The organism is Arthrobacter sp. EpRS71 (assembly GCF_001512285.1).
Classification (GTDB): domain Bacteria; phylum Actinomycetota; class Actinomycetes; order Actinomycetales; family Micrococcaceae; genus Arthrobacter.
The window spans coordinates 1849651-1870734 of the sequence record NZ_LNUV01000006.1 but is presented as its reverse complement, the minus strand read 5'-3'; the positions used below and the strand labels follow the sequence as shown (position 1 = coordinate 1870734).

20 protein-coding genes and 1 riboswitch are annotated in these 21084 nt (G+C 64.2%); of the genes, 10 read left to right on the top strand and 10 right to left on the bottom strand.

Annotation, left to right across the window (positions count from 1 at the left end):
* Window positions 1-150: 150 nt before the first annotated feature.
* From AR689_RS19025 to AR689_RS19015, 3 genes are all read right to left on the bottom strand, one after another.
* A complete protein-coding gene (locus AR689_RS19025; RefSeq protein WP_062072662.1) occupies window positions 151-1299 on the bottom strand; it encodes a mannitol-1-phosphate 5-dehydrogenase in 1149 nt (382 codons plus the stop codon).
* The gene (locus tag AR689_RS19020; protein ID WP_062072660.1) at window positions 1299-3389 is read right to left on the bottom strand and encodes a PTS mannitol transporter subunit IICBA; all 2091 of its coding nucleotides are present in this window, start codon (window positions 3387-3389) and stop codon (window positions 1299-1301) included. Before AR689_RS19020 ends, AR689_RS19025 begins: the two co-directional genes overlap by 1 nt.
* Before the next feature lie 66 nt (window positions 3390-3455).
* On the bottom strand, window positions 3456-4178 hold the full coding sequence (locus AR689_RS19015; protein ID WP_014923084.1) for a TetR/AcrR family transcriptional regulator: 723 nt from the start codon (window positions 4176-4178) through the stop codon (window positions 3456-3458).
* 129 nt (window positions 4179-4307) lie between these two features.
* On the opposite strand from AR689_RS19015, the gene ptsP reads away from it, so the two are divergent.
* The 6 genes from ptsP (at window position 4308) to AR689_RS18985 (ending at window position 8748) form a co-directional block, all read left to right on the top strand.
* On the top strand, window positions 4308-6008 hold the full coding sequence (ptsP, locus tag AR689_RS19010) for a phosphoenolpyruvate--protein phosphotransferase (protein WP_062073894.1): 1701 nt from the start codon (window positions 4308-4310) through the stop codon (window positions 6006-6008).
* Window positions 6009-6038: 30 nt separating this feature from the next.
* Window positions 6039-6317, top strand: a complete 279-nt coding sequence (locus tag AR689_RS19005; RefSeq protein ID WP_062072658.1) for an HPr family phosphocarrier protein — start codon at window positions 6039-6041, stop codon at window positions 6315-6317.
* Between the two features lie 141 nt (window positions 6318-6458).
* A complete protein-coding gene (locus tag AR689_RS19000) occupies window positions 6459-6881 on the top strand; it encodes a helix-turn-helix domain-containing protein (RefSeq protein ID WP_062072656.1) in 423 nt (140 codons plus the stop codon).
* 18 nt (window positions 6882-6899) lie between these two features.
* Window positions 6900-7565 (top strand): maleylpyruvate isomerase family mycothiol-dependent enzyme, encoded by a 666-nt coding sequence (locus AR689_RS18995; RefSeq protein ID WP_082698069.1) that lies wholly within the window; start codon window positions 6900-6902, stop codon window positions 7563-7565.
* Window positions 7562-8371, top strand: a complete 810-nt coding sequence (locus tag AR689_RS18990; RefSeq protein ID WP_062072652.1) for an alpha/beta fold hydrolase — start codon at window positions 7562-7564, stop codon at window positions 8369-8371. Before AR689_RS18995 ends, AR689_RS18990 begins: the two co-directional genes overlap by 4 nt.
* A 113-nt stretch (window positions 8372-8484) precedes the next feature.
* Window positions 8485-8748: a DUF6480 family protein gene (locus AR689_RS18985; protein WP_062072650.1), complete on the top strand. Its 264-nt coding sequence runs from the start codon at window positions 8485-8487 to the stop codon at window positions 8746-8748.
* A 61-nt stretch (window positions 8749-8809) separates the two neighbouring features.
* Here AR689_RS18985 and AR689_RS18980 read toward each other — a convergent pair whose 3' ends face one another.
* Window positions 8810-9880 carry an ATP-dependent DNA ligase gene (locus tag AR689_RS18980; RefSeq protein ID WP_062072642.1) on the bottom strand — a complete coding sequence of 357 codons (1071 nt, stop codon included), beginning with the start codon at window positions 9878-9880 and terminating at the stop codon, window positions 8810-8812.
* 240 nt (window positions 9881-10120) lie between these two features.
* Window positions 10121-10267, top strand: a riboswitch (cyclic di-AMP (ydaO/yuaA leader).
* A 2-nt stretch (window positions 10268-10269) separates the two neighbouring features.
* On the opposite strand from AR689_RS18980, the gene AR689_RS23170 reads away from it, so the two are divergent.
* On the top strand, window positions 10270-11598 hold the full coding sequence (locus tag AR689_RS23170) for a hypothetical protein (RefSeq protein ID WP_062072640.1): 1329 nt from the start codon (window positions 10270-10272) through the stop codon (window positions 11596-11598).
* 231 nt (window positions 11599-11829) lie between these two features.
* Here the strand turns inward: AR689_RS23170 and AR689_RS18970 are convergent, their stop codons facing one another.
* Window positions 11830-13044, bottom strand: coding sequence for a PucR family transcriptional regulator (locus tag AR689_RS18970; protein WP_062072638.1), 1215 nt, complete (start codon window positions 13042-13044; stop codon window positions 11830-11832).
* A 210-nt stretch (window positions 13045-13254) separates the two neighbouring features.
* Between AR689_RS18970 and ald the strand changes: the two genes are divergently transcribed.
* Complete coding sequence (gene ald, locus AR689_RS18965; protein ID WP_024818543.1) at window positions 13255-14373, top strand: alanine dehydrogenase; 1119 nt, start codon at window positions 13255-13257, stop codon at window positions 14371-14373.
* A gap of 86 nt (window positions 14374-14459) precedes the next feature.
* On the opposite strand, the gene AR689_RS23580 is transcribed toward ald, so the two are convergent.
* The 4 genes from AR689_RS23580 to AR689_RS18945 all read right to left on the bottom strand — a co-directional run bounded on the left by AR689_RS23580 (window position 14460) and on the right by AR689_RS18945 (window position 17826).
* Complete coding sequence (locus tag AR689_RS23580) at window positions 14460-15011, bottom strand: PDDEXK family nuclease (RefSeq protein WP_231745596.1); 552 nt, start codon at window positions 15009-15011, stop codon at window positions 14460-14462.
* Window positions 15012-15545: 534 nt separating this feature from the next.
* Complete coding sequence (locus AR689_RS18955; RefSeq protein ID WP_062072634.1) at window positions 15546-16442, bottom strand: hypothetical protein; 897 nt, start codon at window positions 16440-16442, stop codon at window positions 15546-15548.
* Window positions 16439-16990 carry an RNA polymerase sigma factor gene (locus tag AR689_RS18950; RefSeq protein ID WP_062072632.1) on the bottom strand — a complete coding sequence of 184 codons (552 nt, stop codon included), beginning with the start codon at window positions 16988-16990 and terminating at the stop codon, window positions 16439-16441. Before AR689_RS18950 ends, AR689_RS18955 begins: the two co-directional genes overlap by 4 nt.
* 92 nt (window positions 16991-17082) lie before the next feature.
* Window positions 17083-17826 carry a hypothetical protein gene (locus AR689_RS18945; protein WP_062072630.1) on the bottom strand — a complete coding sequence of 248 codons (744 nt, stop codon included), beginning with the start codon at window positions 17824-17826 and terminating at the stop codon, window positions 17083-17085.
* Between the two features lie 330 nt (window positions 17827-18156).
* On the opposite strand from AR689_RS18945, the gene AR689_RS18940 reads away from it, so the two are divergent.
* Together AR689_RS18940 and AR689_RS18935 are read left to right on the top strand one after the other, a co-directional pair.
* Window positions 18157-19362 carry a WXG100 family type VII secretion target gene (locus AR689_RS18940; protein ID WP_062072628.1) on the top strand — a complete coding sequence of 402 codons (1206 nt, stop codon included), beginning with the start codon at window positions 18157-18159 and terminating at the stop codon, window positions 19360-19362.
* Window positions 19363-19395: 33 nt separating this feature from the next.
* Window positions 19396-19878 carry a hypothetical protein gene (locus AR689_RS18935; RefSeq protein ID WP_062072626.1) on the top strand — a complete coding sequence of 161 codons (483 nt, stop codon included), beginning with the start codon at window positions 19396-19398 and terminating at the stop codon, window positions 19876-19878.
* On the opposite strand, the gene AR689_RS18930 is transcribed toward AR689_RS18935, so the two are convergent.
* On the bottom strand, window positions 19862-20908 hold the full coding sequence (locus tag AR689_RS18930; protein WP_062072624.1) for a Gfo/Idh/MocA family protein: 1047 nt from the start codon (window positions 20906-20908) through the stop codon (window positions 19862-19864). The genes AR689_RS18935 and AR689_RS18930 overlap by 17 nt on opposite strands.
* Between the last annotated feature and the right edge of the window lie 176 nt (window positions 20909-21084).

Here is a 21084-nt window from a genome sequence, read left to right as displayed (position 1 = left end):
AAGTCATAGATGTGTTGCCTAATTGCCTTTTGACTCTATTAGTAAGGTGAGGCTAACTTCAAAACCGAAAGGCCCTCCAGCGGGTAAAAGTGAGCTAACTCACTGGTTTTTCTCCCGCTGGAGAGCCTTTATGACGATCGGTTGTGGAACTTATGCCTCGGCCTGGCGGTCCTCCACGAGCTTCTGCAGCGCCGCGAACAGCGGATGTTCAGGGGCAAGTCCCGTGATGCGTTCGACGGCGGCAGCCGCGTCCAGCTCGGACAACATCCGTGCGAGCTCTACGGCTTCGTCGTCGGCACCGTCGTCAAAGCGAAGGGCGGCGGACACAGCTTCAAGGAGCGCCACGGGAGTGACGCCACGCTCGGCAAGCTCGGCCGCGGGACCAACGAAGCGCTCGTGCCGGCCAAGTTTCCGCAAGGGCGCCCGGCCCACACGGTTCACGGTGTCCGGCAGGTGCGGGTTGGTGAAGCGGGACAGGATCTTCTGCACGTACGCTTCCTGCTCGGCCTCCACGAATCCGTGCTTGGCCACCAACAGCTCCTTGGTCTCCTCCAGCACAGCCCGGACCTTCGCCGCCACGGAGGGATCAGCCATGGCATCGGAGATCTTCTCCAGGCCGGCCTGGTAACCGAAGTACGCCGCCGAAGCGTGGCCGGTGTTCACCGTGAACAGCTTGCGCTCGATGTACGGGCCCAGCTCATCCACGAAGGTAGCCCCGGGAATCACCGGCGCATTGCCGCCGAATGGAGTCCGGTCAATGACCCACTCGAAGAACGTCTCCACCGTGACATCCAGGCCCTGACCCGGCGCCTGGTTGGGGACAATGCGGTCCACAGCAGTGTTGGCAAAAACCGCGACGGCGTCCAAGTCACCAGCTGAGTCGTCCCAGGCCGCCCGAATCTCCGTGTGCAGGAGGTCCGTGGCGTTGATGGCATTCTCGCAAGCCATCACCTGGAGGGGCGGCAAGTCCGCGGGGCGCGCTGCCAACCCGCGTGCGATCACCGGGGCCACGAACTTCAGGATGTGCGGCCCAACAGCCGTGGTGACCACATCCGCCGTCGAAATTTCCTCAACAACCTCGGCTTCCTGCGACGCGGAGTTCAGGGCACGGAAGGCGGAGACGGTCTTGACTGCCGGGTTTTCGCCTACCTCGTGCACGTCGTAGCTGCTTGCCGAAGCGAGCTGGCTGATCAGCGCGTCCGCTACGTCCGCGAACACCACCTCATAGCCGGCCTCGTGGAGCAGCAGCCCCACGAAGCCACGCCCGATGTTGCCTGCCCCAAAATGGACTGCCTTCACTATGAGTTGACCTTTCCGAACAGCTCCAACACTTCATCAACCGTGGTTGCTTCCTCCAACTGGGCAACCTGTGCCTTGTTGGTGAAGATCTTCGCAATGGAAGACAGGATGTGGAGGTGCTCATTGTTGATACCGGCAACGCCCACCACGAACTTCACTTGCTTGCCGCCCCAGTCAATGCCTTCGGGGTAGCGGATGATGGACACGGCCGAGTGGTTGATGTGTTCCTTGGCGTCGTTGGTGCCGTGCGGGATCGCCAGGAAGCTGCCCATGTAGGTGGACACGGATTCCTCGCGCTCGTGCATGGCATGGACGTAACTGACGTCAACGGCACCGCGGTCCAGCAGGAGCTTTCCGGCTTCGTCGATCGCTGCGTCACGGTCACGGGATGTGCCGTTCAGGATCACGCTTTCGCGGAGCAGGACACCCTTGCCTTCAAGCGGTTGACCGGCGGCTGCTTGACCGTCGACGGCGGCTGCCGGCTCGGCGGCATGCGCGCCATGGGTGGGGGCTGCTGTTGCGGCTGCTGCGGCGGGCTGTGTACCGGCGGCGGGGGTCGCCGTCGTGCCGGCCTCCGAAGCCGCACCTTCAGTGTTGCTGCTCCGGACCAACTCGACGATTTCCTCGTACCGCGGGCTGTTCATGAAGTTGTCCACCGAGTAGTGAACGGCGCTGGCCGTCCTCGGCTGGGCGCGTTCGGTCAGGTCCTGGTGCGTGACCACAACGTCATAGCTGTCGCTGAGGTTGGCGATGGCCGAGTTGGTGACCTTGACGTCCGGGAAGCCGGCCGCCTTGATCTTGTTACGCAGGACCGAGGCACCCATGGCACTCGAACCCATGCCGGCGTCGCAAGCGAACACGATGTTCTGGACCGGGCGGGTCAGGACGGTGCCCGCCGCGGCGCCGTTTGTGTTGCCGCCGGTCTCGCCGGTCAAGGCAGAAGATACCGAGCTCTTCTTGCCCTTCATGGCTTCCATGCGGGAGGTAGCTGCGGAGAGGTCGTCATCGCCCTTGTTCTTGGACGTACGCAGGATGACCGCTGCGATCAGGAAGGACACGGCGGTAGCCAGGATGACTGCCAGGATCACGCCTACGTAGCTGTCGCGTGACGTCTGCGCCAGCACGGCGATGATGGAACCCGGCGCCGCCGGAGCAACCAGCCCGGAGTTGGTGATGGCCAAGGTAGCGATGCCGGTCATGCCGCCGCCGATTGCGGCAAGGATGAGGATGGGCTTCATCAGGACGTACGGGAAGTAGATCTCGTGGATGCCGCCGAGGAAGTGGATGATGGCTGCGCCCGGTGCCGAAGCCCTGGCGGCACCGCGGCCGAAGAACATGTAAGCCAGCAGGATGCCGAGGCCCGGGCCGGGGTTGGCTTCCAGCAGGAACAGGATGGACTTGCCCTGTTCCAGCGACTGCTGAATACCCAGCGGGGTGAGCACACCGTGGTTGATGGCGTTGTTGAGGAAGAGGACCTTGGCGGGTTCAATGAAAATGCTGGTCAGCGGCAGCAGGCCATTGTCCACAAGGAACTGGACCACCGAGCCCGCACCGGCCGTGAAGGCCTTGACCACGGGGGTCAGGCCGTAGAACCCCAGCAGGGTCAAAATTCCGCCCCAAATACCGGCGGAGAAGTTGTTGACCAGCATTTCGAAGCCCGGGCGAATCTTGCCGTCCCAGATGCTGTCGATCTTCTTCATGGTCCAGGCGCCCAGCGGGCCCATGATCATGGCGCCGATAAACATGGGAATGCCTGTACCCACAATGACGCCCATGGTGGCGATGGCGCCCACCACACCGCCGCGGACGTCATAGACCATCCGGCCACCGGTATAGGCAATGAGAAGCGGAAGCAGGTAGTTGACCATGGGACCCACGAGGCCCACGTTGGGATCGCCGTCGGCGTTGGTGCCGAAGCCGCCCAATTCGGCTACTGGGATCCACCCCTTCTCGATGAACAGGGCAGTGATGAGCCCCCAGGCGATGAAGGCGCCAATGTTGGGCATGATCATGCCGGACAGGAATGTTCCGAACTTTTGGACACCTACGCGTGCGCTGGTGCGGGGCTTCGCAACGGTCTCTGTTGCCATGTGAATTCCTAACGTGTGTCCCGCTGCGGCGCGGGGTCAGTCGATATAGATCGAGAGAGGACAGCCTTAGGAGCTGCTGGAAATGCGGTGAAGCCACTCAAGGAAAAGCTTCAATTCAGAGCTGGAAAGTTGGTCTGAATGTGAGGCCTGCAGTGCCGCATTCAGGGCGATTGCCGCAACAACCACGGACGACTTACCGGAGTCGTCCGCTGCGGCGCCACGGGCGGTGTCCGTGGAGACAGCAAAAATCATGGAATCCCGGGTCATCGTTGAGAGCTCGAGGTTCCTTTCTTCCACCGGTTCTGCGATCAGCATGAGCGTGACGCCCACGTTGGCCGCCAGAATGCTGCGTGCCGCTTCGCGGGGCGGCACATTGATCTGACCGGAGATAGCGGCCTTGTTCAGCATCTCTTCCAGAAGCGCTTCAGCATCGGCCACGATTGCCGGGCGGCTTTCAGGTCTGATGTTGCCGAACATCACCAGATACAGATGGGGTTGGCTGAGCCCAAACTGGACGTGGTTATCCCACATCCGCCGGACGTCTTCCAAGGGCTCCCCGGACGGTGCAAAATCCCGCTCCCCTGCCACGTACTCTTCAAATCCGGCTGATACGACGGCGTCGAACAGACCTTCTTTGTCGCCAAAGTGGTGGTAGAGCGTGGGCGCCGTGACCCCGGCAAGCTTGGTGATCTGGCGCGTTGAGACCGCTGACCCCTCCGAATTCGCCAGCAATTCGGCAGCTGCGCGAAGCAACCGAATTTTGGGCGGAAGCTGGTCATCGAAACTCATAACCGCTACCCTAGCACCTATAGCGTTGCTATATGAAGTGGCTCACAAAGGAATTTTGTAGGCTAGTTTTCGAGGCTCCCGGTGCCGTCGCCGGCGGGTCTGAACCAACAAGCAGGAACAGAGGATTCAGTGCAGAATTTCCAAGGAGTAGGGGTAAGCCCTGGCCGCATCATTGGTTCCGTCCGCCAGATGCCCAAGCCGGTGAGTGAGCCGCCGTCGGGAGAGCGTTTGGGCGCGGACGTGAGTCCGGAAGACGCCGTCGCGGGCTTGAAAGCGGCCGCGCAGGCGGTCCATGACGAACTCAAGGGACGCGCGGACACGGCGTCGGGCGACGGCAAGGCCGTCCTCGAGGCCACTGCGCTCATGGCCAAGGACACCATGCTCCTGAAATCGGCGGCCAAGCTGATCAACGCAGGCTCCTCTGCTGAGCGGGCCATCTGGGAAGCCGGCGCGTCCGTCTCCGAAATGCTGCACAACCTGGGCGGCTACATGGCCGAGCGCGCCACCGATGTCCTGGATGTCCGCGCCCGCATTGTTGCCGAGCTCCGTGGCGTCCCTGCTCCCGGAATTCCTGCCTCGGACACGCCCTTCATCCTGGTGGCCGAAGACCTCGCCCCGGCCGATACTGCCACGCTGAATCCCGCCGTAGTCCTGGCACTGGTGACGTCCGGCGGAGGCCCGCAGTCCCACACGGCCATCATTGCCCGCTCGCTCGGTTTGCCCGCTGTTGTTGCCGCGCACGGCGTCGACTCCGTGGCCGACGGCTCCGAGGTCTACGTGGACGGCGCGGCTGGTTTCGTCGCCGTTTCACCCTCTGAGGAGCAGCGCGCCGCAGCGAGGGCGTGGGCGGAAACTTCCGCCACGCTCGCCGAATTCGACGGAAACGGCACGACGGCGGACGGCCACCTGGTGCCGCTCCTCGCCAACGTCGGCGGAGCCAAGGACGCCGTGGCAGCTGCCGCTTTGGGAGCCCAGGGTGTTGGCCTGTTCCGCACCGAATTCTGCTTCCTGGAGCGGGACACCGAACCCTCCGTGGACGAGCAGGCCGCAGCCTACAAAGCGGTGTTCGATGCGTTCCCGGGCAAGAAGGTTGTCCTGCGCACCCTTGATGCCGGCGCCGATAAACCCCTGCCGTTCCTCACCGATGCCACCGAACCCAACCCTGCACTGGGTGTTCGCGGCTACCGCACCGACTTCACCACGCCCGGCGTGTTGGAGCGCCAGCTCGAAGCCATTGCGCGGGCAGCCTCGGAATCCGACGCCGACGTGTGGGTCATGGCTCCCATGATCTCCACCGCCGCCGAAGCCGGCCGCTTCGCCTCCCTCTGCGCTGCCGCCGGAATCCAGACGCCGGGCGTCATGGTGGAAGTTCCCTCGGCTGCGTTGACTGCCGCCACCGTCCTGCGCGAGGTCGGGTTCGCCTCCCTGGGCACCAACGACCTCACCCAGTACGCCATGGCCGCCGACCGCCAACTCGGACCCCTCGCCGAACTCAACACACCGTGGCAGCCCGCCGTTCTCCGGCTCGTCCAGCTCACGGTGGAAGGCGCGGCACAGGAAGGCTCCGGCCGCGAAGGCGACCCCAAGCCCGTGGGCGTCTGTGGTGAGGCAGCCGCTGACCCGGCCCTCGCCGTCGTACTCACCGGGCTGGGCGTCACCACACTGTCCATGACCGCGCGCTCCCTGGCAGCCGTCGGGACTGTCCTGAAAACGGTGACGCTGGAGCAAGCGCAGGAACTGGCCCGGCTCGCTTTGTCTGCTCCGAGCGCTCTTGAGGCCCGCGACTGGGTCCGCGCCAAACTCCCCGTGCTCGAAGAACTCGGCCTCTAACTCTTCGCTTCCAACCTTTAGGAGAAATCCATGCCCGAACGCACAGCCACCATCGCCAGCCGCTCCGGCCTGCATGCCCGCCCCGCCGCCTTGTTCGCCGAGGCAGCCGGCGAGCAGCCCGTGGAGGTCACCATTGCCATGCACGGCGAACCCGCCGATGACGCGCTCGACGCCGCCAGCATCCTTTCGCTCATGACGCTCGGCGCCGCTAAGGGCGACGTTGTTGTGCTGCGGGCCGAGGGCGACGGCGCCGACGCTGCACTGGACGCCCTGGTGAAGCTGCTGGAGACGGACCTGGACGCGGAGTAGTTTCTCGTGGCCACTACGGGGGTTTCCTGCCATCTGTGCCGTGCGCACGGCATGTTCAGCAGGGAACCCCCGAATCCGCCGCGGTAGCTCAGGAACGCGGGGCACACCGGACACGGGCGGGCATCAGGCTAGGCTTCTGCCATGGCATTGATAGCTCCCCGCGTCACCGCAGGCCTGCCCGCCGACGACGCCCGGAATCTGGCACGCTCCCTCCAGGACAGCAACGACATCACCGTGTTCGTGGACGGCACGGTCCACCGCCTGCCGAACGATGCGAGGGACGCCGTCGTCGACCTCTTGGCCAGACTGAGCCGAGGCGAAACCGTGACGGTCAGCAGCGTTGAGGAAATGCTCACCACCTCGCAGGCCGCGGAGCTCGCGGGCATCTCCCACACCTATCTGCGCAACATGACAGATCGCGGCGAAATCCCGGTGGAGTACCGCGGAACCCATCGAAGGATCCGGCAGGCTGCCATCATGGCCTGGTTGGAAACGCAGAAGAAGAAGCAGGCCGATGCCGAGGAAGCCGACAGCCCCGCGGAAGAGAACGACGCAACACCCTAAGCTCCCCCAAATCCAAGCATGCTGTTGAATAGCGGTATGCCTTCACGTTCTCCGTCGATTGTCTGGCCCGTGGTGCACCACGAACGCCGTGCCCTGTTGCAGGATCTGGAGCCACTGCCGGCCACGCAATGGCACACCCCGTCGCTGTGTGCCGGGTGGGATATTCATGACGTCCTGGCCCATGTGATTGATAGTGCCAAGACCACGCGACTGACCTTCATTCGCCGGATGATCGCTTCCCGCATGGACTTTGACCGGGATAATGCCGTAGGGGTCGGGCTCGAAAAAACCGCAGACCCTTCGCAGACGTTGAACGGGTTGCGCGCCGTACTTTCGCGGACCTCCACCCCGCCGGCGAGCCTGGCCACCCGACTGGTGGAGGCGTTCGTTCATGGCGAGGACATCAGGCGGCCGCTGGGCATCCGCCGCGACTACCCCGCAGAGCATGTGGCCACCGCGCTCAACTACCAGGTCCGGACCAGCACCAAAATGGGTGGCGGCAAGGAGATCGCGGAGGGCTGGAGCCTGGTGGCCACTGACACCCCGTTCCACCACGGCACTGGCCCGGCAGTTGAGGGGACCGCCATCGCGCTGCTGCTGGCGGTTTCCGGGCGGCCGATCGGTCGAGATGAAGTGAGCGGACCTGGCGCACCGGTGTTCCTGCAGCGTTTGGTCAACCCGTGAGCGCGCCAGGCAAGACTCCCGGTTTGCGCTCTGCCGACGTCCATGCTGCGGGACTGACCGGACGGATCCTCTGGGCAGAGGGCACGCCTTCGCCTGAACCCGGCGCGGAAACCCGGAACGAGCCCGCGTACATCTTGATCCATGGGATTGGCGTATCGCACCGCTACATGGCGCGGCTGCACGCAGTCCTGGCTGCGAGCGCGCCGACGTATTCGCTGGACCTGCCCGGATTCGGCGGGACGCCCAAGCCCGGCCATCAGCTCTCCGTGGAGGAGTACGGCGCGTTCATAGCCGAAGCCCTCACGTCCTGCGGCATCGATTCGTATGTGTTGGTGGGCCATTCCATGGGAGCGCAGTTCGCCATTGAGGCAGCTTTGCATGCTCCGGAGCAGATCAGGCAGTTGGTCCTGATGGGGCCGGTGGTGGACTCGCGGCACAAGAACGTCGGCCGGCAGTCCCTGGCGCTGCTCCTGGACGGGCTGCTCCGCGAGAGCCCGTCGTCCAACTGGATCGTCACCTCGGACTACTTTCGGTGTGGGCCGCGCTGGTATCTCGCCGAGCTTCGCGCCATGATGGCGTACCGGACGGAAGAGCGGCTGGCGGGCATCGGCGTGCCGGTGCTGGTGCTGCGCGGTAGCCGCGATCAGGTGGCGGGCCCGGAGTGGTCGCTGCGGTTGTCCAGGACGGTGGCGCAGGGGCGTTTGGTGGAGATTCCGGGCGTCGGGCACGTGGCGCAACACATGAGGCCGAAGGCTGTGGCGGATGCCATCCGGAGCTTCGTCACTGCCACGACTCCCCACCGCTAAGCACTGAAGCACGACGCCGGTGCCTGGTTTGGGTGCCGCTTGTCGGGTGGGCTGGTCCCGGCTAGGCTGACGAAGCACGCGTATTAGTAAGTTTGCTTACGAAAGGGCTGATCGTGACTGACAAAGACTCGAATGAAGAGACCCAGGGCTTCGGTGCCACGGGCGCCACAGGACCCTACGACACGACCTCTGATGCCGATAGCATCCACGACGATCCCGATATGCGCCAGGACGAAGACGAGGACCCCGCAGCCTCCTCTAACCCGGACCCGCTGGACGGCAACGTCACGGGGTTGGAGCCCGGCGGCGGAGTGCCTCCGGGCGAAACCCCGCCCGCGGAAGGCAGCATGAGCAGCGACCAGGGGCACGAGGAGTAACTACGTTGCAGACCCGCTGTTACGTTGCTGGCCAGCGACGTAACAGCGGGCTTGCCACGTTCTAGGCGTTGGGCAGCTTCAGGATTTCCCCGAGATCGTACGCGGCAGGCTCTTCCAACTGAGAGTACGTGCAGCTCTCAGGGGTCCTGTCCGTCCGCCACCTGCGGAACTGCGTGGTGTGCCGGAACCTGTCCCCTTCCATGTAGTCGTACGCCACTTCGATCACGAGTTCGGGGCGAAGGGGTACGAAGGAGAAATCCTTGCCCCCGCTCCACCGGCTTTGCGCGCCGGGCATGCGCGAACCTCCGGCAGCTTCGTCCTGCTTGGCCCACTCGCCCCACGGGTGCTCGCCGAGGTCAATCTGGTACGGCTCAAGCTCTGCCACCAAGGCCTCCCGCTTGGCCATGGGGAACGATGCCACCACTCCCACATGATGCAGGCGGCCGGTGTCATCGTGGAGGCCAAGCAGCATCGAGCCCACAACTTTCGCGGTCTTATGCCAGCGGAATCCCGCCACGACGCAATCCGCTGTGCGCTCGTGCTTCGTCTTGAACATCACGCGCTTGTTGGGCTGGTAGGCGCCATCGAGCGGCTTGGACAGCACGCCGTCCAGTCCCGCCCCTTCCAACTGCACGAACCACTCCTGCGCCCGTTCAAGATCGTTCACCGCAGGAGTCACATAGACAGGGGGCTCGGCTGTGGCGAGCGCGCGTTCCAGGATGGCACGGCGCTCGGAGAACGGTTTGGACATCAGGTTCTCCTCGCCCAGGGCAAGGATGTCGAACGCAACCATGGACGCCGGAGTCTTCTCAGCCAGCATCCTCACCCGACTGTCGGCGGGATGAATCCGCTGCTGAAGCACCTCGAATTCGAGCCGGTTGCCCTCGATCAGGACGATCTCGCCGTCGAGCACGCATTTGTCCGGAAGGTTCTTTCGCAGCGCCTCAACCACCTCGGGGAAATAGCGCGTCATTGGCTTCTCGTTGCGGCTTCCCAGAATGATCTCATCACCGTCCTTGAAGACGATGGTCCGGAATCCGTCCCACTTCGGCTCATAGTGCCCGACATCGGGGATGGTCGGAACAGATTTGGCGAGCATGGGCGAGACGGGTGGCATCACAGGCAGGTCCATAGACAATGTCTACCTGCCGGTGCGGCGCGAAGCTAGTGTTAGGCCGTGCAGGTCCAGAAGATTCTGCATGAGTTGCCTACCCTTGCGCCGGCCCCGAACCCTAAGTCATGGAACCCTGCCGCTTGGGCAGACCTACCGCCCGTTACATTAATGTGACTTTACTTTCCGGCTCATGTACCGTCGTAGGGCGACCCATATCTCCGCTGGGCCGCTTCCGGATTGACGCCGAGCTCTGCCGCAATCCGGGATCCGCCAGACCCGCGGCAGAGGCGGGGGACCCAGAGTTCCCGGGCTTGGTATCCAAGTCCTTGGGGTGAAGCCGCTCAGGCGGCCGGACGGCCTCGTCCGAACCCGACAGCTAACCTCGAAGGCGTTGAGAGGCAACCACCATGTCCCCAACCATGGATCAGCCGCGCCGCCCCCACACTGAGGACGGGCGCACCAAGCCAACCGGACGCCGTCGGGCCCAACCCAGCGGATTCCTTGACAACACACCGGCAAATTCCGCCGATTCGCCGCAGAACCCGGCACGCCCCGAAAACTTGGAAGGCACAAGCACGACGCCGGAACCCGCCACTGCGGTCACGCCCACCATCGCGGCCCCAGCCACGCGTGCGGAACGTCGCGCGGCCGAACGTGAGCGCGCTGCTCAGGCTGTGATTGCACCTGTGCCATCGGCGGCTCCGAAGTCCACCACGCCGGGACCCCCTACCGCTGCCATTCCCATCGTGCCGCCGGCCGGGATGGAACCGGATTCGTCGGAGTACAGCTCCCGGGAACCCGCAACGGCAGCTATTCCCTTGGTGCAGCCCGCACCTCAGGAACCCGTAACTGCGGCCATCCCCGTGGTCTCGGTCCTCGATGAAACCGCCAGCACGCCGGAACCCGCCGAATCCCCGCGCGGCAAGTCCCCGGCGCAAGTTGCCGCTGCCGCAACAGCCTCGGCAGCGCTGGCAAGCCGCAAGGATGCCCGGAAGCAGGCAGCTGCACCCACCAAGTCCGGATTCGGCTCCACGTCCTCCTTTAGTCGTGAACCACAAACCGTCCTGCGAAAAGCAGCGTCGGTCAAGCACATGAGCCAGCGCATGGCCGTGGTTGCGGGCGCCTTTGGCCTGGTACTGACAGCCGGTGCATTGGGGCCGGCCCTTGATCTTCCGTTCTTCGGCCAGGAAACCCCTGCGCAGGAAGCCAGCGGGGGCCATGATCGCAGCTCAGGTTCGGCGTCGCCCGGACCCAAAGCCTCCTACACCACGGCGTCGTCTCCATCAGCCTCGACGCCATCAACCTCATCAGGGGCGAGTCCGACCTCGGAAGCCGGCCAGCCCGCGACGGTCGCACAGGCACCCGGGACCGAGTCGGCGTCGTCGGCTCCTACTCCTCAGGTTTCGCTCGCCGACCCGGTATGGGTTCCGTCAGCCGCGCCGTCCGCAGTCCCGTCTGTTCCCGGTGCGGCCGCCCCGGCCCCCAGCCAGCCGGCGCCCGCGCCGAGCGAGGTGCCCTCGGACACCATCACCACGCCGCCTGCACCCACACCAACCGTCACTCCCACGCCCACGCCGACCCCCACCGGAACTCCCACTCCGACACCGACACCCACGGAAACCGCAACGCCGACGTCCAAGCCGAAGCCGGGCAAGCCGACCGCCGCATCGGCACCGCAAACCAGTGAATCGGCACTTCAGGACATCCTGGATGAGGCGCAGAAGGTCCTCGGTTGAGCACGCGCCTGCCCCGAACCTCCACCCACGTGGGGTGGCATAGCCGGTACTGCAGCAGCAGCCGGACTGCCACGTTCCGTCGGCGGATGGGACGCTGGAGTTGCCAGCGTTTGCGGCGCTCCTAAAGCAACGCCACATACTTTCAGAGCACTTTCAAGAGGAGGCGGGCACCCGGCCGGGTGCCCGCCTCCTGGTGTTCAAGTCGGTGGCAATGTGGGCGAGCTTGTGGCTTTAGATCCGCGGCCGCCCGGCCCATCGCCGCGCTTTCAGGGCCGCATGAAGTTCGAGCCGGATCGCGCCACTTAATGGATCAGCACCGATGAGCTGGCGGATCCGCCCGAGCCGATTGTAAATGCTGCTCCTGTGGAGGTGAAGTTTGGCGGCGACATCCTGAACTGAGCCATCGTTGTCATAGAGCAGTTCCAGGACAGGCAGGAGCTCGCCGTTCTTGTCGTGGTCCTCAAGTGCCCGGAAATGCACCGATCCCGTATCGTCCCACCCGCCGGGTGCCACCAGACGATCAAAAAGTTGATACACACCAACATCGCGGCTATCCACGAGTTCCCCCAGGGGCTGGTCCACCGAGGCAGCTTGCGCAGCAACCTTGGATTGCCGGTAGGCGCCCGATAACTGCCGGATGACCTGGAAGGGTTCACTGATTCCCAGGATCACCCTGTCCACCGTGCGGCCGGCGCGTTTTGCGAGCTCCAGTTGGTAGTGCACCAGCACCTGGGCGTGGTCCGCCCGGCCGCCCGACTCGCGGAACAGGACCACCGAATGCGTCTCCGTTCCCGCGCTGAACAGGGCAGCGTTGACGCCGATGGTGGACTGCAGCGCCGCAGATCGATGCGTCAGTGTTGCGGCAATGGGGTCGACGTCGGACCTCGCGCCGTCGGGGTCGAGGATGGTCACCAGTTGCCACGGACCACGGCCCTGGATTTCCTTCCAACCTGCCACAGCGGCCACGGCATTCGATTCACCGCCGCAGGCCGACAGGAACTCCTGCTCACGCCGTCTACGGAACTCCGATTCGGCAGTGTTGGAGTCCAAGAGCAAGCCCGCCAACAGGTCCAGCTCATCCCGGACGCCGGGCAGCTCGGCGAGTATCGCCGTCGCACTCTGTTCTTCAAGGTCCAGCTGCACCCACAAGTACCCCACACGGAAGCCCCGGACCAGGAGTGGCACGCAGACACGGCCCAACATTCCGAGTTCGTCGTTGGCCGGAACCACCACGGGACGCACGGCAGTGGAGATGCCGTGAGCAAGCTGCCAGGCGCTGACGTCGCTGGGAACCCGCTTGCTCAGGAGGAAGTTCACTCGGACCCGGTCGGCGTGGGATTGATTGGAACTGTAGGCGAGCAGAACGCCGTCGAGATCTTCAAGGGACAGCCCGCGGCCCAGCTTCAAGGCCACGCGTTCAACGATCTGTTCCACGTCCTGTTGCATCCTTCAAAGCGTACCAACAGCAGGCGACACTTGACGCTTCAGTGCTCGACAAATGTCGAGCTCACCCGGGCAAGATCCCTGTATTCACAGGGTTTTTGTCAGTGGGCGGTTCCGGGTCCATGTCGCCTGCCTCACAGCCGGATTTATTCTGGAATCACAGCCCGCAACACATTTTTCGGCCGAAGAGGCCGCTAACGATGGAGCCCACAGATGATCATCGGTGTCCCCAAAGAAATCAAGAACAACGAGTTCCGCGTAGCCATCACGGCCGCCGGTGTCCACGAGTTCCGCACCCACGGACACACCGTTCTGGTTGAGCGCGGCGCAGGCCTCGGCTCGGGCATCACCGACGAGGAATACTCGATCGCCGGCGCGGAAATCGTCAACGAAGCTGACGACGTGTGGGGCCGTGCGGACATGGTCATGAAGGTCAAGGAACCCATCGCGGCCGAGTACCACCGCTTCCGCAAGGGCCTGATCCTCTTCACGTACCTGCACCTCGCCGCAGAGCCCGAGCTCACCGCAGAGCTCATCAACTCCGGCGTCACGGCCATCGCGTACGAAACCGTGCAGGAAGGCCGCACCCTTCCCCTGCTCGCCCCGATGTCCGAGGTCGCGGGCCGCCTCTCCGTGGTAGTCGGCGCTTCCTCGCTGATGGCTCCGGCCGGCGGCAAGGGCGTCCTCCTGGGCGGCGTACCGGGCGTACGCCCGGCCAAAGTTGTTGTCCTCGGCGCCGGCGTTGCGGGAACCAACGCCGCTGCCATGGCGCTGGGCCTCGGTGCTGATGTCACCATCATGGACATCAACATCAACCGGCTGCGCGAACTCGACGCCCTCTACCAGGGCCGCCTGAAGACCGTTGCCTCCAACGCCTACGAGATCGAGAAGTCAGTTATCGACGCAGATCTCGTGATCGGCTCCGTCCTGATCCCGGGCGCCAAGGCTCCCAAGCTGGTCACCAACGACCTCGTATCCCGCATGAAGCCGGGCTCGGTCCTGGTGGACATCGCAGTGGACCAGGGCGGCTGCTTCGAGGACACGCACCCCACCACCCACCAGGAACCGACGTACAAGGTCCACAACTCGATCTTCTACTGCGTTGCCAACATGCCTGGCGCCGTTCCGAACACCTCCACGTACGCACTGACCAACGTCACCCTGCGCTACGCCGTGGCCCTGGCCAACCTGGGCGTCAAGGCCGCCTTCGACCGCGACCCCGCACTGGCTTCAGGCCTCAACATCGCCGCAGGCCACGTGGCACACCACTCCGTTTCCGAGGCGCACAACCTGCCCTTGGTTACGGACTGGCACACGCTGGTTTCCGCGTAGCGCGGAGCTTTCGCGGCGGCAGTAACACGTCGTTGGCCCGCTGTTCTGTTGCTCCCCAGCAACGGAACAGCGGGCTTCCCACTGTCTTAGCCTTTTCGTCGTTTGTCCAAGGCCACCTTGAGCATCTGCTGAACCTCCCAAGGCCTGCTGAGGTGTCCCCATTCAATTCGAACGACTTCCCAGCCCAAGGCCTTCAGTGCCTTCTCGCGGCGTCGTTCTAAGAAAATGACCTCATCGGTTGGCGCGTAGTCGAAGTATTTGGCACGACCATCGAACTCAAGGATCACCTTCTTTTCAGCCCAGCCGAAGTCGCCCCGGAAAATGCCAAGAGGTGTCGCCACCTCAAGCTGAAGCGTGGGCTCCTGGAACCCCAATGTGTCCAATAGGAGGCGCGTGCGCGTCTCCCCCGCTGACTCGGACCGCCTGTCCATTGCGACGAGAACCCTGTGCAGGCGTCGGCTACCGCGGATGATTCTGCCGCTATCCAGGAAATCCTGCATCAGCCCGGCATCGGCCCCTCGCCTGAGAGCCTGGTCCGCTATGACCACTGCTTTTTCAAACTCCAAGGTTCGTGCGCAGTCCACCACAGTGCGTTCCAGGCTGGTAACTCGGGCAGGCCGTCCCCACGGTGTTGTCACTTCCGTAATTTCCTGCGGCCTCAGAGGCCCACCGTGCGCAATCACATCCACCCCCGAACTTGCTTGAGCAGGAGAAAACTGCGTGGTGACGTGCACTTGTGGGCCACCTTCCCAATCCGGGCACTTATGGAGGCGGGCGGCACTGCGGTGGCTGTATGTCGCCTGGCCAGAGACGCTGCAATGATGAGCCTGGATGCGAAGCAGGTCCTGCTCCCACGGTTTTCGTCCACGCCAGTCGACGGTCCTTATATAGGATCCACGCCTCAGCCTCAGTAGCTTCCCGGTCCGGACACCTGCGGTGAGGGCCCGGTCTCCGAGGCCCCTCTCAGCAAGCTCAGCGGTGGAGGCAACCGGGGTGTCCGGCCAGTGTGCAGCGATGAGGGTATCGAGTTTTAGTGATTGCATCTACCCAGAGTCGATGCATCGGTGGCCGCCAGCCATCGCTATTGAGCCCTATGTGGACAACTCCGTGCCCAATCCGCTTTACCGTTGGTGCCCAACAACGGATTAGCGGTCGAGCAACGGATCAGGCGGTTAGGGCTTAGCGGGGACCTCGGGAATCAGCTGCGACGGAACCGGCACAGGGATGCCCGAGGGACCAAGCTGTGAAGGATCGACCTTCGCGGGATCGATCGTGGAGGGATCGATCCCCGGCGGGGTCACGGGCACCACGGGAGGCGTGGGGACGACGCCGCGTCCGGGCTCTTGGTGCGACGGCGCCTTGGGTGTGCGCGGCGCCGGTTCGACACCGGGCTGCGGCCGAGGATCGGCATCGGCGGGACTGCCGGGTGCGGCCGGTGCGGGCTCGGGGTGAACACGGGTAGGACCTTGCTGCGGCGCTTCGGGGACAGGTACCGGCTCGGGGGTGGTTCCAGCAGGGGCATCGGGTTGGGGAGCGCCGCCGGTGCCGGGGGTCAGCTGCGAGACCACCGAACCGATTGCTGCTCCCAAGTGCTGGAAAGCTCCGGGCAATCCGCCCTCCGATGCGGCGGCAGCAGTAGCTCCGCCAGCCAAGGACACGGCAACAGCAAAGCCTGCGATGGCCGTACGGCGCTTCCGACGACGCCGGGCGGCAAGTTCGTCCGCGGCAAGTTCGTCTACGCCAGGTTCGTTCACGGGAGCGGACTCGGGGGCAACAGTGGCGAGTACCGCCGTCGGTGCACCCGACGACGCGGACGGTCCCTCCGTCGTCGTGAGCTGCTGGGTGGCGGCGAGCTCTGGGGTGGCGGCGAGCTGCTGGGTGGCAGGGGCCGGGGCACCAGCCATGAGCGCGCGGACTGCGTCGGACGGCAAAGGGGCAGTGCTGGCCAGTGATCGGAGCTCGAGAAGTTCCGTGCGGAGGGCGTCGTCGCCGGAGAGGCCGGAGTCGGCCAGCAGGTGGTCGATGGCCTGCTGATCGCGGCGTCCGCGAGGCGCAAATTGTTCGCTCATGATGTGCCGTTCCTTAGTAGTGCACGCTTCTTCAATGCACCCAATGCCCTGCGCTGTAGTTGTTTGATGGCGCCCTGGGACTTGCCCATGATCGCCGCCGCGTCTTCCACCGAAACATCGGCGACGACCCGGAGTGCCAGGACCTCCCGATAATCCTCGGGGAGGTCCTCCAAAATTTCGGTGACGCCCAAACCGGCGGCACGTCCGAAGGCTTGGTCTTCGGCCGATGGTGACCGCCGTGCGTCCAGGTCCGCTTCATATGGCGTGGAATCGGGCGTTCGTTCGCGTTTGCGATAGTGGTCCACCATCCGGGCATGCGCTATGGAGAACAGCAAAGTCTTCGCCCCTTGAAGGCCGCCGTCGAGCGTTTCCAGCTTTGGATAAAGGGCCAGAAAAACGTCCTGCGTCACGGCTTCGGGGTCGTCTACGCCGCGGGCCCGGAGATAGCCGAAGACCGGTCCGGCGAACTTATTGTAGGCAGCCGTGAAGAGCAGGCCGGGATAGTCCTGATCCGCCTGCACGTCTTCATCAGCCAAAGGGTTAAGCACCCGTGGATGCCTCCGTCCCACACTGCATTACGTAGCGGGGCTCCTTGTCCTAAGCCAAGGAGCCCCGCCCTTAAACCGTAACCGCTGCTTGCTTAGCGGACAGAATCGAGGGGTGCGCCGGGAACAGCCGGGACCTCGGTGGGAACCTGGGTGGGCAGCTCAGGAGTGCCAGGAACGGCAGGCACTGCGGGAACAGCCGGCGTGGCGGGAACAGCGGGGTCGCCCGGCACTGCGGGAACAGCCGGTACTGCAGGGGTAGCAGGCAGTTCGGACGTCACTGCGGCATCGACGTCGGCCTCAGCCTTTGCCGAACCGTCAGCCTTCAGACCGGCAGCCTTGCCAGCCTCAACCACGGACTCGCAGTGCGCCTCAACCTTGGCTTCGCCACCGGCAGCGATGGTCAAGGACTCGAAGCCCGGGACCTTCGCTTCAGACGTCAGGCCGCCCTTGAGGAAAGCGGTGCAGAGGCCAAAAGCCTCCGGGGAGGTGGCATTCTCTGCCGCAGCCTTGGCATCGGATACTGCGTCGGCAGCCTTGGCCTGGCCAGCCTCGGCGGCTTCGGTTGCCGTTGCCTTCGCGGTCTCGACGGCGTCAGTCGCGTTGGTCTTGGCGCCTTCGGTGGCGTCGGTGGCATCGGCGGCTGCGGAATCGGCGGCTTCAGCGGCCTTCTCAGCTACCGGGGCAGGCGCACCGACGAGGTTGTGGGCGGTCTGCTGGAATTCGGTGGGAAGTGCGCCATTGAAGGCAGCGACGCCGGTTCCACCGGCAGCTACGGCTCCGGCAGCCAGGACGCCCGCGGCGACTTTGCTGGTGGCGAGGACAGTGAACAAGGACATGAAACCCTCCGACAAACGATGTTGGGATTGCCCCGGCCGCGGTTGGGTCGCGACCGGATGATCAGTGTGCGGACGTGGCCCGCACACCCCTTACATCGTTCGTGGCGGCGGTGAGGTTACGCGCTGTCCGGAATTCTTTTTGAAAGCTGAGTCCTGCTTCTCCTCCGTACTGCCGTTATCCACATACCGCTCCTTGTCCACACTGGCTAGATGTCCCCATGGCCGGTTGGGCAGCAGCCAACTATGCTCAGGAAACCGCCGGGAATGGTAAATGCCCGGGGATCGACATGTCACTACGTTCAGGGGATACGTGATGGGGCTGAGCATCTGATGGGGCAGGGACTGGTAGGCGCGGACGTCGGGGATCTCCGGCGTTTGTCCGCTGTCATGGACGCTGAGGCTGAGAAGATCACCAGTCTTCAACAGCAACTTACGGCGATGATCCAGGCGGGTTCGTACTGGCAGGGAAATGACGCTGACCAGTTCCGGAGCAGGTGGCAAAGCGATCTTCACGGACGCTTGGGAGCAGCAGCTGTTTGCCTGCGGACCAACGCCCGAGCCCTGAAACTCAACGCAGACCAGCAGGAACAAGCCTCTTTGGGTGGTTCGGCCGGAGGATCCAACGGAGGACTTTCCAATGGGTCTGGCAGGGCAACCCCGGGGTCGCTGGAGTTCACCTTTGATCCCACCACCTATGGGCCCTTCACGGTTGAAGGCAACGGTTCCTTCGACAGTAAAGCATCGGGCGAAACGCACGGATCCCTGGGTCCGGCAGGCATTGACGTTGGTGGCTCCGGCGAGGCCTCCACCGGAGGGGACATGACCTGGAAGGCGGGCTCAGAGTTCGGTCCCGTCAAGACGACCGTTACCAACGAAACCTTTGTGGGTGCCCGCGCCAACGGCGAGTACGGGGCCACCGTGCCCTTCGGGCTGGGACTTCCCACCGCTCACGCCAACGGCGAAGCGTTTGCCGGTGCAGAGAACGTGACCACCGTACGATCCGACTTCTTCGACGGCTGGGTCACCAACACCTCCACCACGCGGATGATGACCGGAGTGGAGGCCAGCGCTCACGCCAATGCCAGCAGCCCGTTCCTCTTTTCGGCCGGCGGCGAGGGCTTCGCAGGCCAGAAAGTCACCATGGATAACAAGACCGAGTTCGCTGGTGGCTTGTTCTCCCTCGGGCAGGGCGGGGAGTTGCGCGCCGGGGCTTGGGCAAGCGCCGGCGAAGGAGAAGTCAGCGTCAAGGGCCGCGAGACCACCGGTACAGCGTTCAGTGCAGGTGCCGGAGCGGAACTGACCGGGAGCCGGTATGTAGAAGTTTTGGGCCAGACCGTGACTCTCAACGCAACGGTCGCCGCCGGAGCTGGAGAGGGCCACTTCTTCACGGCTTCCATGGATGAAGACGGTCTCACCCTCGGCGCCGGCGCCAAGCTCACCGCGGAACTGGGGCTGGGCGCGGGTGGCCAGATCACCCTCAGTCCGTCCGGACTTGTGGATTCCGTGACCGGATTCGTCGACTTCCTCAATAAATAGCTTCCTGCACAGACACTGCTCCGAAGGACTCCCATGACATCGCAACAGGTTTTCCCGTCCGAAGCTTTTCCCGCCTACCCCTCCATCAAGCTCACGCCGCCGGAGGGTTGGACCCAGCAGGTGGTTCCCGATGCCGTAGGCGCCTTCATGGCCCCCACCTCCGAGGGCAAGTACACCGCCAACGTGGTCATCTCGGTGTCGCGTCGCTTGCCGGGATACCAACTCCAGGACATCGCCGCATCCGTAGACTCATTCCTGGATGCCTTGCCGGATGCGGTCCTGCTCGCCACAGAGCCCGTGATGATCAATGGCCGGGATTGGCACGTGCGCGAGGCACGTTACACCCACCCGCAGGCGGGCTCGCTGACACAGTTCACCGCGGTCACCGTGGTCCATCAGGACGCCGCCGCTGATGTTGTCCAGCTGACCGGGAGCTGCCAGCCGGTGGACGGCAATAACGACCTCAAGGCCATCTATTCGCTGGTTGCCAGCGCGGACGTCACGCCAGCGCCCTAGCCTGTTCAATCAGCTTCAGCACCGCAACTGAATCAGCCGGATCCACTGGCGCCGGAAGCGCGGAGGCCGTGCCGCCGTCGTCGAGCTTTTCGGCGAGGATCCTGTAGAACTCGGGGTACGCACCGCGCTCTGTGGGGATGGTGATGCGCTGCCCGTTTGCCTCAAGCGTGCCGTGGTTTTGGGGAGGTTCGACGCCGTACTCAGCGTCTGTCGGAAGGCCGCCACCCAGCACATAGGGCTCCTGCGGGTCGGTGCCGAATTTCACGAAGCCGCCCTCTGTGCCGAGGATGCGGAAGCGTGGGCCAGGGAGGTGGCTGTTGAGGTTGATGGTCACATGGCTGACCACACCCGACTCGTGCCGGAGCACAAGAAAGACGTCGTCGTCGGCGCTTTCCTGAGGACGACGAGCCTGTATTTCCGCGAAGGTGACGGTGGCCGGCCCAAAGAACCGGAGAGTGAGATCGAGGACGTGGGTGCCGAGGTCGAACAGGACACCGCCGCCGTCGTCGGCCGTGGCACTGGCTTTCCAGGCCTTGGAAATCTCCGGCGCCCAGCGTTCCATGCCCACCTCAAACCGGGTCACGGTTCCCAGCGTCCCGGCGTCGAGCAGTTTCTTCACCGTCAGCGAGTCACCATCCCACCGCCGGTTTTGGTAGACAGTGAGGATACGCCCCAGTTTTGCCGCCAACTGGATCAGTTCCTCGCCCTCGGCGCTGCGCACCGTGAACGGTTTATCCACGACGACGTCGAGCCCGGCTTCCAGCGCAGCTTTCGCAAGGGGGAAATGGGTGGCGGGCGGCGTGCCCAGAACGATCAGGTCCAGTGTGTCAGCGAGGGCCAGGATGTCCTCCGGGGTGTTGACGATGGTGGCTTCCGGGTAGCGATCTTTCGCTGTCGCCTGCCTCCCGGCGTCCGACGTTGAAATCACTGCGAGCTCGTAGGCAGGGTTGCTGGCGATGAAGGGTGCGTGGAAGACGCTGCCCGACAGGCCAAAACCTGCGACGGCGGTACGGATCGGATCGGAAGTCATGTGCCTAGGCTACCGACCCTCTCGCAGGTAATGGCCCTTTCCCGCCGACCCTCTATCACCGGGTGAGAGAGGGATTGGCTGAAGCACGAGGGATGTGAGAGAGGGTGGGGACGGCGAAGGCCGGGAGCCTCCCCGCACTGACGAATCAGCTTGAGGGGTTCCCGGCCTTCAGGAAA

Excerpts from the sequence above, each read along its gene's own strand:
- AR689_RS23170 (WP_062072640.1), top strand. The coding sequence starts at position 10,270 with ATGTCCCCAACCATGGATCAGCCGCGCCGCCCCCACACTGAGGACGGG.
- AR689_RS18995 (WP_082698069.1), top strand. The coding sequence starts at position 6,900 with ATGCTGTTGAATAGCGGTATGCCTTCACGTTCTCCGTCGATTGTCTGG.
- AR689_RS18930 (WP_062072624.1), bottom strand. The coding sequence starts at position 20,908 with ATGACTTCCGATCCGATCCGTACCGCCGTCGCAGGTTTTGGCCTGTCG.
- AR689_RS19000 (WP_062072656.1), top strand. The coding sequence starts at position 6,459 with ATGGCATTGATAGCTCCCCGCGTCACCGCAGGCCTGCCCGCCGACGAC.
- AR689_RS18955 (WP_062072634.1), bottom strand. The coding sequence starts at position 16,442 with ATGAGCGAACAATTTGCGCCTCGCGGACGCCGCGATCAGCAGGCCATC.
- AR689_RS18940 (WP_062072628.1), top strand. The coding sequence starts at position 18,157 with ATGGGGCAGGGACTGGTAGGCGCGGACGTCGGGGATCTCCGGCGTTTG.
- ald (WP_024818543.1), top strand. The coding sequence starts at position 13,255 with ATGATCATCGGTGTCCCCAAAGAAATCAAGAACAACGAGTTCCGCGTA.
- AR689_RS19020 (WP_062072660.1), bottom strand. The coding sequence starts at position 3,389 with ATGGCAACAGAGACCGTTGCGAAGCCCCGCACCAGCGCACGCGTAGGT.
- AR689_RS19005 (WP_062072658.1), top strand. The coding sequence starts at position 6,039 with ATGCCCGAACGCACAGCCACCATCGCCAGCCGCTCCGGCCTGCATGCC.
- AR689_RS18945 (WP_062072630.1), bottom strand. The coding sequence starts at position 17,826 with ATGTCCTTGTTCACTGTCCTCGCCACCAGCAAAGTCGCCGCGGGCGTC.
- AR689_RS18935 (WP_062072626.1), top strand. The coding sequence starts at position 19,396 with ATGACATCGCAACAGGTTTTCCCGTCCGAAGCTTTTCCCGCCTACCCC.
- AR689_RS18970 (WP_062072638.1), bottom strand. The coding sequence starts at position 13,044 with ATGCAACAGGACGTGGAACAGATCGTTGAACGCGTGGCCTTGAAGCTG.
- AR689_RS18980 (WP_062072642.1), bottom strand. The coding sequence starts at position 9,880 with ATGGACCTGCCTGTGATGCCACCCGTCTCGCCCATGCTCGCCAAATCT.
- AR689_RS19015 (WP_014923084.1), bottom strand. The coding sequence starts at position 4,178 with ATGAGTTTCGATGACCAGCTTCCGCCCAAAATTCGGTTGCTTCGCGCA.